At 56.5% G+C, this 13926-nt stretch carries 13 protein-coding genes; 6 read left to right on the top strand and 7 right to left on the bottom strand.

Annotation, left to right across the window (positions count from 1 at the left end; translation table 11 throughout):
- The first annotated feature begins 6 nt into the window (after positions 1–6).
- Complete coding sequence (locus F8N85_RS01630; RefSeq protein ID WP_150801951.1) at positions 7–318, top strand: YqfO family protein; 312 nt, start codon at positions 7–9, stop codon at positions 316–318.
- A 232-nt stretch (positions 319–550) separates the two neighbouring features.
- Here the strand turns inward: F8N85_RS01630 and F8N85_RS01625 are convergent, their stop codons facing one another.
- On the bottom strand, positions 551–1054 hold the full coding sequence (locus F8N85_RS01625; protein WP_150801950.1) for a L,D-transpeptidase family protein: 504 nt from the start codon (positions 1052–1054) through the stop codon (positions 551–553).
- Between the two features lie 46 nt (positions 1055–1100).
- On the bottom strand, positions 1101–1652 hold the full coding sequence (locus tag F8N85_RS01620; protein WP_150801949.1) for an NUDIX hydrolase: 552 nt from the start codon (positions 1650–1652) through the stop codon (positions 1101–1103).
- Positions 1653–1798: 146 nt separating this feature from the next.
- Here F8N85_RS01620 and F8N85_RS01615 point away from each other — a divergent pair, with 146 nt between their 5' ends.
- Genes F8N85_RS01615 through F8N85_RS01605 form a run of 3 tightly spaced genes read left to right on the top strand, consistent with a single transcriptional unit; the run spans position 1799 to position 3185 of the window.
- On the top strand, positions 1799–2398 hold the full coding sequence (locus tag F8N85_RS01615) for a CoA pyrophosphatase (RefSeq protein ID WP_150801948.1): 600 nt from the start codon (positions 1799–1801) through the stop codon (positions 2396–2398).
- A gap of 56 nt (positions 2399–2454) precedes the next feature.
- The gene (locus F8N85_RS01610) at positions 2455–2979 is read left to right on the top strand and encodes a gamma carbonic anhydrase family protein (protein WP_150801947.1); all 525 of its coding nucleotides are present in this window, start codon (positions 2455–2457) and stop codon (positions 2977–2979) included.
- Entirely contained in the window at positions 2976–3185 is a 210-nt protein-coding gene (locus tag F8N85_RS01605) for a DUF1289 domain-containing protein (protein ID WP_150801946.1), read from the top strand. The genes F8N85_RS01610 and F8N85_RS01605 overlap by 4 nt, the downstream gene beginning before the upstream one ends.
- 113 nt (positions 3186–3298) lie before the next feature.
- On the opposite strand, the gene F8N85_RS01600 is transcribed toward F8N85_RS01605, so the two are convergent.
- Complete coding sequence (locus tag F8N85_RS01600) at positions 3299–5827, bottom strand: PepSY domain-containing protein (RefSeq protein ID WP_150801945.1); 2529 nt, start codon at positions 5825–5827, stop codon at positions 3299–3301.
- Positions 5828–5980: 153 nt separating this feature from the next.
- Positions 5981–8230, bottom strand: coding sequence for a TonB-dependent receptor (locus tag F8N85_RS01595; RefSeq protein WP_150801944.1), 2250 nt, complete (start codon positions 8228–8230; stop codon positions 5981–5983).
- A 205-nt stretch (positions 8231–8435) separates the two neighbouring features.
- On the opposite strand from F8N85_RS01595, the gene F8N85_RS01590 reads away from it, so the two are divergent.
- Both F8N85_RS01590 and F8N85_RS01585 read left to right on the top strand, forming a co-directional pair.
- Entirely contained in the window at positions 8436–9116 is a 681-nt protein-coding gene (locus F8N85_RS01590; protein ID WP_150801943.1) for a Fe2+-dependent dioxygenase, read from the top strand.
- A gap of 57 nt (positions 9117–9173) precedes the next feature.
- Positions 9174–9881: a tetratricopeptide repeat protein gene (locus tag F8N85_RS01585; RefSeq protein ID WP_150802188.1), complete on the top strand. Its 708-nt coding sequence runs from the start codon at positions 9174–9176 to the stop codon at positions 9879–9881.
- A gap of 101 nt (positions 9882–9982) precedes the next feature.
- Here the strand turns inward: F8N85_RS01585 and F8N85_RS01580 are convergent, their stop codons facing one another.
- From F8N85_RS01580 to F8N85_RS01570, 3 genes are all read right to left on the bottom strand, one after another.
- Positions 9983–11002 carry an alpha-xenorhabdolysin family binary toxin subunit B gene (locus F8N85_RS01580; RefSeq protein WP_150801942.1) on the bottom strand — a complete coding sequence of 340 codons (1020 nt, stop codon included), beginning with the start codon at positions 11000–11002 and terminating at the stop codon, positions 9983–9985.
- Positions 11003–11072: 70 nt separating this feature from the next.
- Positions 11073–12254 carry an alpha-xenorhabdolysin family binary toxin subunit A gene (locus F8N85_RS01575; RefSeq protein WP_150801941.1) on the bottom strand — a complete coding sequence of 394 codons (1182 nt, stop codon included), beginning with the start codon at positions 12252–12254 and terminating at the stop codon, positions 11073–11075.
- A 371-nt stretch (positions 12255–12625) separates the two neighbouring features.
- Positions 12626–13789, bottom strand: coding sequence for a type III PLP-dependent enzyme (locus F8N85_RS01570; protein ID WP_150801940.1), 1164 nt, complete (start codon positions 13787–13789; stop codon positions 12626–12628).
- Positions 13790–13926 lie beyond the last annotated feature (137 nt).

Genomic DNA, 13926 nt, shown 5'->3' with positions numbered 1-13926 from the left:
GCGGCCATGTACAAGCTCAGCTTCTTTGTTCCCGCGAGCCATGTCGACGTGGTCAAAAGCGCCGTATTCGCCGCCGGTGGCGGACGGATCGGTGCTTACGACCAGTGCTCATGGCAGGTGCTGGGCCAGGGTCAGTTTCGCCCGCTCGACGGCAGTCAGCCGTTTCTCGGGCAAACCGGTCGGGTCGAGCAGGTGGAGGAGTGGAAGGTTGAGCTGGTAGTGGCCGATGAGTTGATCCGCTCGGTGGTGATGGCGCTTAAGCAGAGCCATCCCTATGAGACGCCGGCGTACGAAGTAGGGCGGTTGGAAGATTTCTGATCTTCCAGGCCGCAGAAATAAAAAACCCGCTGGGCCGGTATGGTCAGCGGGTTTTTTGTTGGGCGCTGGAATCTTTGGTGTCTGCCAGGGCCTCATCGCGAGCAAGCTCGCTCCCACAAGGTTTGCGTCTTACACATTATTTGTGTTCGACCAATACCCTGTGGGAGCGAGCTTGCTCGCGATGACTTAATGACAGGCAATGAAGATCCAGAACTTCCCGCCTCACAGTTGATTACGGACGAATTTCGATCATCGTGCCGTCCGGGACCAGGTTCCAGACTTCGCGCATGTCGATATTGCGCATGGCGATGCAGCCGTCGGTCCAGTCCAGGGTGTGGAAGAAATGTTCCGGGTTGTCCTCGGTATCGGGAGTGCCGTGGATCATGATCATGCCGCCTGGCTCTACCCCTTCACGGCGGGCACGGGCCGCATCGGTGATATTGGGGTAGGAAATGTGCATGGACAGATTGAAGCGGTCACTGGTCTTGCGCCAGTCCAGCCAGTAAAGACCTTCCGGGGTGCGCTTGTCGCCTTCCATGAGCTTCGCGCCCCTGGGTTGTCTGCCCAGCGAAATGCGATAGGACTTGAACGGCTTGCCGTCATTGATCAGTTGCAGTTGATGGGCTGATTTGATGACCAGCACTTTTTCGATGAGTCTGCCGTCCAGGGGATCCGCCGTGGAGGCCTGGGATACAGTCATGAAAGACAGGCAGAAGAGGGCAAGCAACCAGCGCATTGAAACGATATCCCTAAGAGTACGAGGTGCCGCGTACGTTTTTTGTTTATGTGATCGCAGGTTGCGCGAGTGGTGGAATCGACTCGGACCGGACAGGGAAAACCTCTGTCTTGCGGTCAGCGTAGTAGCATTCTAATGTACGCCCGACCGTGCGGAAAGCCAGCTCGGACCAAGGGATGTCGGCTTCTTCGAAAAGCCGCACTTCCAGGCTCTCCTGGCCAACGGCAAAGTCCAGGTCCGCCAGCTCTGCGCGAAAGAACACATGCACCTGGCTGATATGCGGCACATCGATCAGGGTGTAGATGCTCAGGTTGCGCACCCGCGCGCAGGCTTCCTCGAAGGTCTCGCGGATCGCCGCCTGCTCCACGGTTTCCCCGTTTTCCATGAAGCCTGCCGGCAAGGTCCAGTAGCCACGCCGCGGTTCGATGGCCCGGCGGCAGAGCAGCACCTGAGTGCCCCAGACCGGTAGGCAGCCGGCGACGATATTGGGGTTCTGGTAGTGGATGGTCTGGCAGTGATCGCAGACAAAACGCAGGCGTGAATCGCCTTCGGGAATGCGCTGGGTGACCGGGTTGCCGCAGTGGCTGCAAAATTTCATGCTGGGTTTCCGTAGAGACTGCACCTATCTTCGCGTGGGAGGCCGTTGACGGCAAGTTGTCGTTAAGCGACATGCCATGGATCGGGGGTTGGGCGAGGGATTTCTTTGGTGCATGATGCAAGGTAGCCAACAGATCGAGATGACTCATGCTGGACGAGCTGCTTCATCGTGTAAGCAACCATACCCCGCGAACGCTGGAGACCGACCGACGATTCCCCGAAGCCGCGGTGCTGGTGCCGATCACCCGCAGTGACGAGCCGGAGCTGGTCCTGACTCTGCGTGCGAGCGGGCTTTCGACCCATGGCGGCGAGGTGGCATTCCCGGGTGGGCGGCGCGACCCGGAAGACCCCGACCTGATCTATACCGCATTGCGCGAAGCCGAAGAAGAAATCGGTCTGCCACCGGGGCTGGTGGAAGTGATCGGGCCACTCAGTCCGCTGATCTCATTGCACGGGATCAAGGTCACGCCTTATGTCGGAGTGATTCCTGATTACGTCGAGTACCTGGCCAATGATGCCGAGATTGCCGCAGTGTTCAGCGTACCGCTGGAATTTTTCCGTCAGGACCCGCGCGAACATACCCACAGGATCGACTACCAGGGCCGAAGTTGGTATGTCCCCAGCTACCGTTTTGGTGAGTACAAGATCTGGGGCCTGACGGCGATCATGATCGTCGAATTGATCAATCTGCTTTATGACGCGAAAATCAGCCTGCACCATCCTCCTGAAAATTTTATCAATATTTGAAGCCATCGCTCGTATGGTATGAACCCGTGGGACCCTGAACCTTTGAGGATAACTAGATGAAATACCGCCTGGGCGACGCCCGAGTCGAAACCCATCCGCAGAGCTGGGTCGCACCCAACGCCACGCTGGTGGGCAAGGTCAAACTGGAAGAGGGCGCTAACGTCTGGTTCAACGCCGTATTGCGCGGTGACAACGAACTGATCCTGATTGGCAAGAACAGTAACGTGCAGGATGGCACCGTCATGCACACCGACATGGGCTACCCACTGACCATCGGCACTGGCGTGACCATCGGCCATAACGCCATGCTGCACGGCTGCACCGTTGGCGATTACAGCCTGATCGGCATCAATGCGGTGATCCTCAACGGGGCAAAAATCGGCAAGAACTGCATCATCGGCGCCAATTCGCTGATCGGCGAAGGCAAGGAAATCCCCGATGGTTCACTGGTGATGGGCTCGCCGGGCAAGGTGGTGCGTGAGCTGACCGAAGCCCAGAAAAAAATGCTCGAAGCCAGCGCCGCGCACTATGTTCACAACTCTCAGCGTTATGCCCGGGATCTGGTCGAGCAGGAACAATGAACACCACCGAAAGACCGGTCGCCTCGCCCTGCGTGAACATTTGCGCGCTGGATGACGACGACATTTGCACTGGATGTCAGCGCACGGTGGACGAGATTACCCGCTGGAGCCGTATGGACAACGACGAACGCCGCAAGGTGTTGGGGTTGTGCCATGAGCGGGCGAAGTCGAGTGGATTGGTGTGGATGTTGCCCTCGAAATCGTGATCAGGCTTTAGATCTACCCCTCAACTTCCCCGCCCCTCTGGGGCGTTCCGGGAGAGTTGGAGCGAGGGGTTGTTCTAACGTCGAGCGCGGATTCTGCCTCCCAGAACCACTACTTAATAAACATCCCTTCGATAACGCCCTTGCTCTATCAACCTCTCAACCTCATCAGCCCCCAGCAGCTCATTCAGCAACTGATCCACACCCGACGCCATCCCCTGCAAACTCCCGCAGACGTAAATGGCCGCGCCATCGGCCAACCATTTCTTCAACTCGCCGGAGGCTTCACGCAGGCGATCCTGCACGTAGATCTTCTCTGCCTGGTCTCGCGAGAATGCCAGGTCCAGGCGCGCCAGATCACCGCCGATCAGCCATTCCTGCAGTTCGTCCTTGCAGTGAAAGTCGTGCTCGATAGTGCGTTCACCGAATATCAGCCAGTTGCGTTGCTGGCCGTCGGCAATTCGCGCCTTGAGCAAACTGCGCAGGCCGGCGAGGCCGGTGCCGTTGCCCAGCAGGATCATCGGTACGGGCTCTGCGGGCAGATGGAAACCGCTGTTGCGCCGCACCCGCAGACTAATGGCCGAACCCAGTGGTGCATGTTCGGTCAACCAGCCGGAAGCAGTGCCCAGGCTACCGTCGGCACGCTGTTCCTGACGCACGATCAGCTCCAGCAGGCCGTTGGCGGCGATCGAGGCGATTGAATACTCACGCATGGCCAAGGGGATCAGCGCGTCCACCAGGGCTTGCGCGTGCAAACCCACCAGGTGCGTGCGGTTTTGGGGGAGTTGGCGGCTGGCCAGGGCCTGTTCGAGGGTTTCCTCCAGGCCATTGAGCTGCACCTTTGTCTCTGCGCGTATGCCCAGCCCATCGAGGAAGTGCTCGATCGCCCACGGACAGTTGCGTGGCAACACTTCTACCAGATCACCGGCCAGCCAGCTGCTGGTGTTCGGCGCTGTCAGCCCCAGCAAGTACACACCGGAACCACTGCTGTCGGGGTTGAGCAGCGTGCGCTGGCTCAGCGTCCAGTTGTCGAAGCCTGGCGCTTGCCAGGTGTCCACCGGAGCGTGCCCGGTCAGTTGGCCGAGTTGCTGCTGCCAATGGCGCAGGGCGTAAGGGTCACCGCTATCGACTTCCACCGGGGCAAACAAGGTCTTGCCGCCATGCTCGGCCAGCCAGCTGTGCAAGCGTCGGGCGAAACCGCAGAAGTGCTGATACTGTCGGTCGCCGAGCCCAAGCACTGCGTAATTGAGGCTGTCCAGGCTCAACGCGCGACCCAGCACCTTGCGCTCGAAACCACGCGCGCTGTCTGGCGCTTCGCCGTCGCCGAAGGTGCTGACCACGAACAGCGCGTTACTGGAATCACGCAGATCCTGTTCGCTGACATCGGCCAGGGGCTGAACCTTGACCGGCAGGCCCGCGGCCTGCAATTGCCCGGCAGTCTGCCACGCCAGCTGTTCGGCAAAACCGCTCTGGCTGGCGAAACCGATCAGCCATGCCGGCGCATCGCTGCTGTTTGGAACCAGTCCTTTGCGGGCATTTTTTACCTGGCGTTTCTTGCGTCGACGATCCAGGTACAGCAGCCAGCCGGTGATGAAGAACAGCGGCATGCTCAGCGACGCGAGCGTCACCAGGATACGCCCGACGATCCCAAAGTAGCTGCCGACATGCAGCGCGTAAATGCTAGTCAACAGTTGCGCTTTGAAGCTCTTGTCGGCGTAGCGCTCATGCTTGCTGACGGTGCCGCTGAGCGGATCGAGCATGATCTGGTTCAGGGCGCGATCGTGGGGAGAGTTTTTCAGCAGATAAAACACTGTGGCGGGTTGCCCGGCCAGGGGTGGCATGCGGATGTTGTAGGCACTCAAGTCCGGGCCGGCGGCGCTGTAGATGCTGCTCCACATTGCCTGATAATCGGCGGTCGGTGCCGGCCCCGAAGGCGCGGCGCCACGTCCGCCTTTGCGCATCTGGCTATTGGGTGAATCGGACAGCAGTCTGGTTAGCCCTTTGTTGTACCACTCGTAGGACCAGGATAAACCGGTCAACGCCGCCAGCAGATAGAACACCAGGCACCAGGTGCCCGTCACCGCGTGCAGGTCCCAATTGAAGCTGCGACCTTTTTTTGCCCAGTCGAAGGTCAGCCAGGCGCGCCAGCTGGCGACCTGGCGCGGCCAGCGCAGGTAGAGGCCGGACAGGCAGAAAAAAATCAGAATCAGCGTGCAGGCGCCGGTAATCTGCCGACCGATGTCGCCGATCGCCAGGAAGCGGTGCAACTGCAACATCAGGCCGAAAAAGTCCTGGCCCGTGACATCACCCATGAAGTCGCCGGTGTAGGGGTCGAAGTAGCGCATCTGGCCACGGCGCTCGCCCGGCGGCGGGGTGAAGATTACCCGCGCAGCGTTGCCGCTGTCGGTCTCGACCCAGAGCATCGAGACCTGCTTGCCTTCGGCGGCTTCTGCCTTTGCCACCAGCTCGGCGGGCGGCAGCACACCGGCAGCGCGTTTCTCGACTTGCAGTACTGAAGGGTTGAGCGCGCGCAGGATCTCATCCTGAAACGATACCGTGGCGCCAGTGATGCCCATCAAGGCCAGGACCAGCCCGGCACTGATACCGAAAAACCAGTGCAGCTGGAACAGTGTTTTCTTCAACACGTCGACCGCCTTCCTCATTCAAAAATAATCGTCACGGCGCGCATTATGCCGTGGGTGGGCGTCACGCGTGCGGGCTCTGGTCAGACGCCCGCACATTGCGCAGAAAAGCCCCGCTCATGACCATGAGCAGGGCTTGGCGAACTTGCGCTTCTATCAGAAGTGGAAGTTGGTACTCAGCAACGCGGTACGGCCAGCGGCGACGTGGGCGTAATGATTCTGCAGCACCTGGTCGAAGTAGCGCTCGTCGGTCAGGTTTTGTACGTTGAGCTGCACGTCGACGTTTTTGTTCAGGCGGTAAGTCGCCATTGCGTCGTACCGCCAGTAGGAAGGGATTTCCACCGAGTTGGCGACGTTGCCAAACTGCGAGTCAACGAAGGTGGCACCTGCGCCGATGGTCAACTCAGGGATCAGGTCGTAGGTCGACCAGAAGGTGAAGTTGTTCCTCGGTGTGCTGGGCATGTGGTTGCCTTCATCGATTGGCCGGGTGGTCTTCACCACCTCGCTTTCCATGTAGGTGTAGCCACCGTAGACCCGCCAGTTGTGGGTGATCTTGCCGGCGTAGGTCAGCTCCAGGCCATTGACCTGTTGCTCACCATCAAGCACTTGAGTGGTGGCGCCATCCGGGTCGTCGATCCGTGCGTTGGTTTTCTCGGTGCGAAACAGTGCTGCGGTCACCGACAGGTCGTCACCAAAGAAGTCCCACTTGGTGCCGATCTCGTAGTTGCGGTTGCGTTCCGGATCGAGATCGCTGTTGTTCGCAGCCAGTTCCAGACTACCGTTGCCGCTGGTTTCACCGGCCGGGTTGCTGGAGGTTGAATACGCGGCATAGACGCTACCGTTAGGCAGTGGTTTGTAGACCAGGCCCACCTGGTAGTTCACCAGATCGCTGGTGTTCTCGCGGGAGAAGTTACCGGCTGGAGCGCGGGTGGCGTAACCACTGGAGGTGGTCTTGTAGTTGTCATACCGCAGACCGAGATTCAACGACCATTGCTCGTCGAACTTCAGCGTATCGAACACGTAGGCCGCGGCGGTCTTGGTGTCGGTATCGGTATAGGCCAGGCCTTCGGTGATGGTGCCCGACCAACTGTCATTCGGGCTCGGGTTGTTCAGGCTGGTGCAATCGCCACTGGCCAGCAATCGTGGCGAACAGGTGGTCGAGGTGCCGGCGGCAGACGTGACAACGTAGGGGCGGTTATGCGTGTCCGAATAGGAAAACTCAATGCCGGTAACCAGGCTGTGCTCGATAAAGCCGGTGTCGAACCTGGCGCTCAGGTCGGTCTGGTTGACCCAGCCGTCGGAGGTCGAATTACGGTTTTTGGTGTTGCGAAGCACCGTGCCATTAGCTACGTTGCCTTTGCTGTCATCCGGGTTGGTGACGACGTAGTCGAGGGTCGAGCGCGACATGCGGAAGCTGTTGGACAGGGTCAGGTTGTCATTCAGATCGTGCTCGAGCTTGATCGTGCCGCTGTCATTGGTGGACTCGCGATAGTCACGAGTGTTCAGACCGTAGAAGTTGTCGCGGTCCACGTGCACCGGCTTGTCGACCACGTATTTGCTGCGGTTCGGGCTCAGCGTCAGCGGGATGCCGTAGTCCGGCATGTCATCGGTTTCCACATGGTAGTAACCGACGGTGAGACGGGTATCGGTGCCCAGGCCGAAGGCGAAGGACGGAGCAACGCCCCAACGGCTGACGTCGACACCGTCGCGACCGGCCACGTTGGCTTCGTGTTTCATCAGGTTCAGGCGCAAGGCCGAGGTATCGGTCATTTGCTGATTCAGGTCCAGCGTGGTGCGCTTGGTCTGATCGGAACCATAGGTAAAGCCGCCGTTGTACGAGTTGCCCAGCTTGGCGGTCTTGGTCACCAGGTTCAGGCTGCCACCGGTCGAACCGGCACCGGTGAACGCGGAGCCAGGGCCTTTGCTGACTTCAATCGATTCGACGTTGAAGATTTCCCGGCTTTGCGACGCGGGGTCACGCATGCCGTCGATTAACACGTCGCTCTCCGCGTTAAAGCCGCGGATGATCGGGCGGTCACCGGCAGGGTTGCCGCCTTCGCCTGCACCGAAGGTGATACCCGGAGTGGTGCGTAGCGCGTCGACCAGGCTGGTGGCACCGGTATCGCGGATAACCTGCTGCGGGATGACGGTGACGCTTTTTGGCGTGTCACGCAGTGGCGCCGTAAATTTCCTGGAGGCAGAGGTGTCGGTCTTATAAGACGTGTCGTCCTGTTCGCCAACGACGCTGGTGGCATCCAGCGAAATCTCGTTATGCGGTGCTTTTGCGTCGGTGTTTTGTGCCGCGTAAGCCATGTGGGCTGCGGAGCTGGCGGTGATGGCCACGCCAATTGCAGACGCCAGCAGGCGCGGTGAACTGACAGGTAACTGTGATGGTTGGCGTGACATGTGGATTCCCCTCCCCAAGGATTTGAGGCGCGGAATATAGGGTAAACACGTATCGGTATCAATTGCGACTTATTGCTATTTGCATTGAATTTACATTCTTTACAATTTGCCTTTACGGTTTTTGCGCGCTCATTCGTCTCTCGGGTTTTACATAGACAATAAGAATCAATACCATTACGATCCTTTCGCTCTCAGGTATCTCCCCATGCTGCTGCATATTCCCGGCTTGTTCTCCCGTGAAGAAGTGTTGCGCATCCGCGAGGCCCTGGAGCAAGCGGACTGGGCGGATGGCAAGATCACCGCCGGCTACCAGTCGGCCAAGGCCAAGCACAATTTGCAGTTGCCGCAGGGACACCCGCTGGCGCAGGAAATCGGCGCGGCGATGCTTGAGCGGCTGTGGAAAAACCCGCTGTTCATGTCGGCGGCGTTGCCGCACAAGGTGTTCCCGCCGCTGCTCAATTGCTACACCGCCGGCGGCAGTTTCGACTTTCATATCGACAACGCAGTGCGCCAGCCCAACGGCAGCGCCGAACGGGTGCGCACCGACTTGTCGTCCACGCTGTTCTTCAGCGACCCGGACGAATACGACGGTGGCGAACTGGAAATCCAGGACACCTTCGGCACTCGTCAGGTCAAGTTGCCCGCGGGCGATATGGTGCTCTACCCGGGCACCAGCCTGCACAAGGTCAACCCCGTTACCCGCGGTGCGCGCTACGCCTCATTCTTCTGGACCCAGAGCCTGGTGCGCGAAGACAGCCAGCGCGCGTTACTGTTCGAGATGGACGGCGCCATCCAGCAACTGACCCAGGACATGCCCGATCACCCATCACTGATCCGCCTCACCGGTACCTATCACAACCTGTTGCGTCGCTGGGTCGAGGTATAAGTGTCGGACTTCCGTTTGCGGCGCGAGGAAGTACTCGACGCCGGCCAGCTCAAGGCCATGCTCGAAGAAAGCCCGGCCCGCGCGGCCCAGGCGATTCTGCTTGCGGCCAAAGAGGGGCTTCTCGATGCCCAGGCCTTGCTCGGGCAGATCCTGCTCGAAGGGCAGGGGATCGAGAAGGATCAGGCTTTGGCGCTGCGCTGGTTTCAGATCGCCGCCAACGGCGGCCACCTGATGGCGCGCAACATGCTCGGTCGTTGCTTTGAGCAGGGTTGGGGTTGCACGGCCAATGCCAGTGTCGCGGCGTCGCATTACCGACAGGCTGCAGATGCCGGGCTGGATTGGGGGTTGTACAACTACGCCAATTTGCTGGCAACGGGACGTGGAGTGGTCGAGGATCAACGGCAAGCGCTGGTCTGCTATCGGCGCGCTGCCGAACTGGGCCATGCCAAATCGATGAACCTGTTGGGGCGGTATCTGGAGGAGGGGGTGTTTTGCCAAGCGGATCCAGCAACGGCGCTTGAGTGGTATCGGCGCTCAGCTGAGGGCGGCGATTTTCGTGGGCAGTTCAGCCATGCCGCCGTATTGGCAGATCAGGGACAGATCGATGAGGCGTTGCTCTGGCTGCGCAAGGCATTGGCCGCAGGCAATCCGAAGTTCTTGAGAGTGAGCAGTCAAGCCTTGTTGCAGGCCAACCATGCGGAAATTCGAGCGTTGGCGGTGGCTTATCAGCAGCGCGCGGCGCAGTTAGTGAGCGAGCTTGGGTAGACCGCACGTGGCGATGCCACGTGCGGCCTTGGATATTGCTATCAGGTCAGAATGCGACTTACGCCAGACTTCTTCACCTTATCAGGAATGCCAAGCAGAAATCAGACGCTCCATTGTTGGCGAAGTGACTTTATAAATGGTATGAACACATTCGATTGTTCGACAAAGTTTTTTACAACGAGTGACAAATCATCTGTAGCTTCGTGAGCAGTGATGGTCAGGAATCTGTTCATTGCTTCCGCAAGGGTGTCGAACTCTTGAATATAAACTGCTCTTGCCGGCTGAACTGTCTGGAACTCGGTCAGTTGATCGACTCGCTCCTGTGTTGTCTTGATATCGTTGTTGTAGCTTTCAATATTGGTGCGTCGCATATCCAGCCGGTCTTGTACTGTTTTCCTCGCGGTGATCAGTTGCTCGTATTTCAATGCGTCGCTGGCAACTCCCAGAATTTTTCCTGCGGCGGATATGCCCACCTTAACGAGCGCGATTTTCGGCGTCGCCATATCCGTCTCGGTGAGTTTTTCGACACTCAATAATACGTCTTTTAGCAGGTCAAAGACGTTTGATGATTCCAGCGTCCCTATAGCGGTATTGAGGGCTGTTTCCTGGGTCTCCAGCAATTCGATGGCTTTTCTTTCGGCAGCAAGTTTAGGCGAGTCAGACTCGATTGATTTTTTCAATTCCTCGATTCTGTACTGATTATCGCTGAGTTCTACCTTCCTCAGATTGGTCAGGCTGTTCTCCAGGGTGTCGGTGTGCTCTTTCATTTTTGAGCGGCCATCGTCAATGATCAATTTTATATCTTTGGCATAGCTGAGCATGGCCTCTTTCTGCTCTTGCTCTGTAATAGTATTATTTTTCTCAAGTTTCTGGATCGCGCTGTAAAGCGGCTTGATTTCTTCGTGGTTCAGCGCAATTGGCGCGAGTGTCAGCGCGTCCAGGGCACTTTTGTCGGTAGTATTGATTTCATTTTGTAAAGCTTTCAGTTCTTCGACAAGGACAGGTAAATAAAGAGTGCTGAGGGTACGGATTTTATAACTTATTTCCGCCCGGCTGTTCTTGATCTTGTTCAAATCCGGTGCTGGATACTGGAGCGGGGTGGCAAGTGTATGTACGGTCATAGGGGTCTCGAAGTATTTTTAGTTAAAATGTAAAGCTTCACAGCGCTAAAGAGAGGGCTATGTATCGGGTTCACTTTTCTGCAGCTACAGCCTTGAATGCATTGAGCAAGTCTTCGGCTTGTTTTTTAATTCCAATCCAGTTGCTCACCATGATGTTGAGCCTGGAAACAAACGAAACCAGATACATGGCGTTGGTAATGCCGTCCAGTCTTTTGCTTGATGAATCGATGTAAGTCAGGATAAGTTCCCACGCGTTTTCTAAGGCTGACGCGCCACCATTAGCGCCTTCAACACGCAGTAACAAATCATCCAGGCTTGTTTGGAATGTTCGACATGATTTGAGTAGGGTGTTGGATGTCTCAAGTTTGGCTTCAAGGGTTTGTTTCTCGCGGATGAGGTTCTCCAGCTCTGCTCGTGCCGTTTTGGCTAGTTCTCCGAAAACGGTATTAGTGATGATGAAACCTACGCCTCCTAGGATCAATCCGTACCATTTATTACTAGAGTATTCTGCAATTTGTGCGTTTTTTTCTTCGATTCTTGTGTTGATTCGGTCAAGATTATTATTGATTTCGATAATCTCAGTGTTGAAATCTTTGCTGTGACTGAGGGCAATTTTTTTACCTAGGTCAGGTTTTATGGTGTCGGTAATTGAACGTTTGAATGTGGTGATCTCTAATTTTACACTTGTCGTACTTTTACTGTGATCAGTGATAACTTTTTTCAGGTCTTCGACCAGCTCCAGAAGCGCCGGAATTTTTTGTTTCTCTTTTCCGGTTAAGTCTATTTTCGGTAAATTGTCGATTTCTTCCGGCGTCAGGGTGCTAATTTTTCCCAGTCCGCTTTCGTAGCTGGGCAGACCTTCAATATATTGAATGATCGATCGGCTACTAACGGTAAAGTTGTCGGCAAATACATGGAGGTCGGTGCCGACTTTTTTCATGCTGCTTTCAAGTGCTGACCAAGTGCCGGCATGCTTTTTCGAAGTGCTATACAACTCCTGCATGTCCGCCGATTTCAGGCCGGCTATGTTTAATTGGTCGAGGTTATAGAGTTGTTCAATTTCCTGGGTTTCGGTAGGGAGTTCGAGTGCTTTATTGACGTAGCGCTTTATTTTTCTGATGTCGTCATTTGTAATTAGCAGGCCTTTTTCACGCTTGACATCGGGGTGGTTTCCAGAGACGGCTTTAAAGTACTCGGATGTTAATGCGGTGAAATTTTCGGTTGTGATGTTTAGTTCTTTATTAGCTAACATAAAAATCCTTTTTTAGAAGCTTTCATTGGGTTGCAAAGGTGTTGTTGGAGTGGCGGTTATAAAGATAGTGTTGATTTTTGATTGCTGTAAGTCTTGAACGTTTTCGGTATGTTTCGAAGAGTCGGTGAAGTCGAAATGGATTTGATGGGGCGCCAGTTATTGGGAGGAGAAGTGGCTTTTAGACAATAAAGCAGCTTTGTAAGTTTATGTTTTGCCAGGCGAAGGGCATTAGCCCCACTAAAAATGCTTGTACGGAGGACTGGCCTTGCCGAAACCTGTGGCGACGAAAGGATAGGCTGCTGGCCCTATCGTTTTAAACGAAAAAAGGCCCGTGAAAACTCACGGGCCTTTTTGGTGCAGCAGGCGAAAATTTACAGGTAGAACGACTTCAGCGGCGGAAAGCCATTGAACTCAACAGCACTGTAGCTGGTGGTATACGCGCCGGTCGACAGCCAGTACAGGCGATCGCCAATGGCCAGGTTCAACGGCAGGCCGTACTTGTAGTTCTCATACATGATGTCGGCGCTGTCGCAGGTCGGGCCGGCGATGACCACTTCTTCCATCTCGCCTTTCTTCTCGGTCCAGATCGGAAACTTGATGGCTTCGTCCATGGTTTCGATCAGGCCGGAGAATTTGCCCACATCGGTATAGACCCAACGCTCCACTGCGGTGCGCGACTTACGGGCGACCAGTACCACTTCGCTGACCAGGATGCCGGCGTTGGCGATCAACGAGCGGCCTGGCTCGAGGATGATTTCCGGCAGGTCATCACCGAAGTCTTCCTTGAGGAAACGGATGATTTCTTCAGCGTAGGTTTCCAGGCTGTTGGTACGGGTGATGTAGTTGGCCGGGAAGCCACCGCCCATGTTGATCAGCTTCAGCACGATGCCGTCTTCTTCCTTCAGGCGTTCGAAGATCACTTTGACCTTGGCGATCGCCGCGTCCCAGACGCTGATGTCGCGCTGTTGCGAGCCGACGTGGAAGGAGATGCCGTAAGGCACCAGGCCCAGGTCGCGGGCGAGGATCAGCAGGTCCATGGCCATGTCGGTCTGGCAGCCGAATTTGCGCGACAACGGCCAGTCAGCGGTGGTGGAGCCTTCGGTGAGGATCCGTACATAGACTTTCGAGCCTGGCGCGGCCTTGGCAATGTTGCGCAGGTCGGCTTCCGAGTCGGTGGAGTACAGACGCACGCCCTTCTCGTAGAAGTAGCGGATGTCCTTGGATTTCTTGATGGTGTTGCCGTAGCTGATGCGATCGGCGCTGACGCCCTGGTTCATCACTTTATCCAGCTCGTAGATCGAGGCGATGTCGAAGTTCGAGCCTTTTTCTTTGAGCAGGTCGATGATTTCCACGGCCGGGTTGGCCTTGACCGCGTAATAAACCTTGGCGAAGTCGAAGCCGGCACGCAGGTCATCGTAGGCCTTGCTGATCATCGCGGTGTCGATGACCACGAATGGAGTTTCTTGCTTGTCGGCGAAAGCCTTCATTTTATCGAAGGTTTCGCGTGCGTAATAATCTTCGACCTTGATCGACATGCTGGAACTCCTACTGGCAAACTGAAATTATCAATGGGTGCAAATGAACGTCCTCCGTATCCCCACTTTGGTTCGCCTACTTCCCAAGGCATGTCCGCCGAAAGCAAAAAAGGTCATCCGTGCAGTGCGCTACGGGT

Origin of the sequence: Pseudomonas fluorescens, assembly GCF_902497875.1 — a bacterium.
GTDB classification, from domain to species: Bacteria; Pseudomonadota; Gammaproteobacteria; order Pseudomonadales; family Pseudomonadaceae; genus Aquipseudomonas; species Aquipseudomonas fluorescens_BR.
This window is presented reverse-complemented; position numbering and strand designations above follow the sequence as displayed.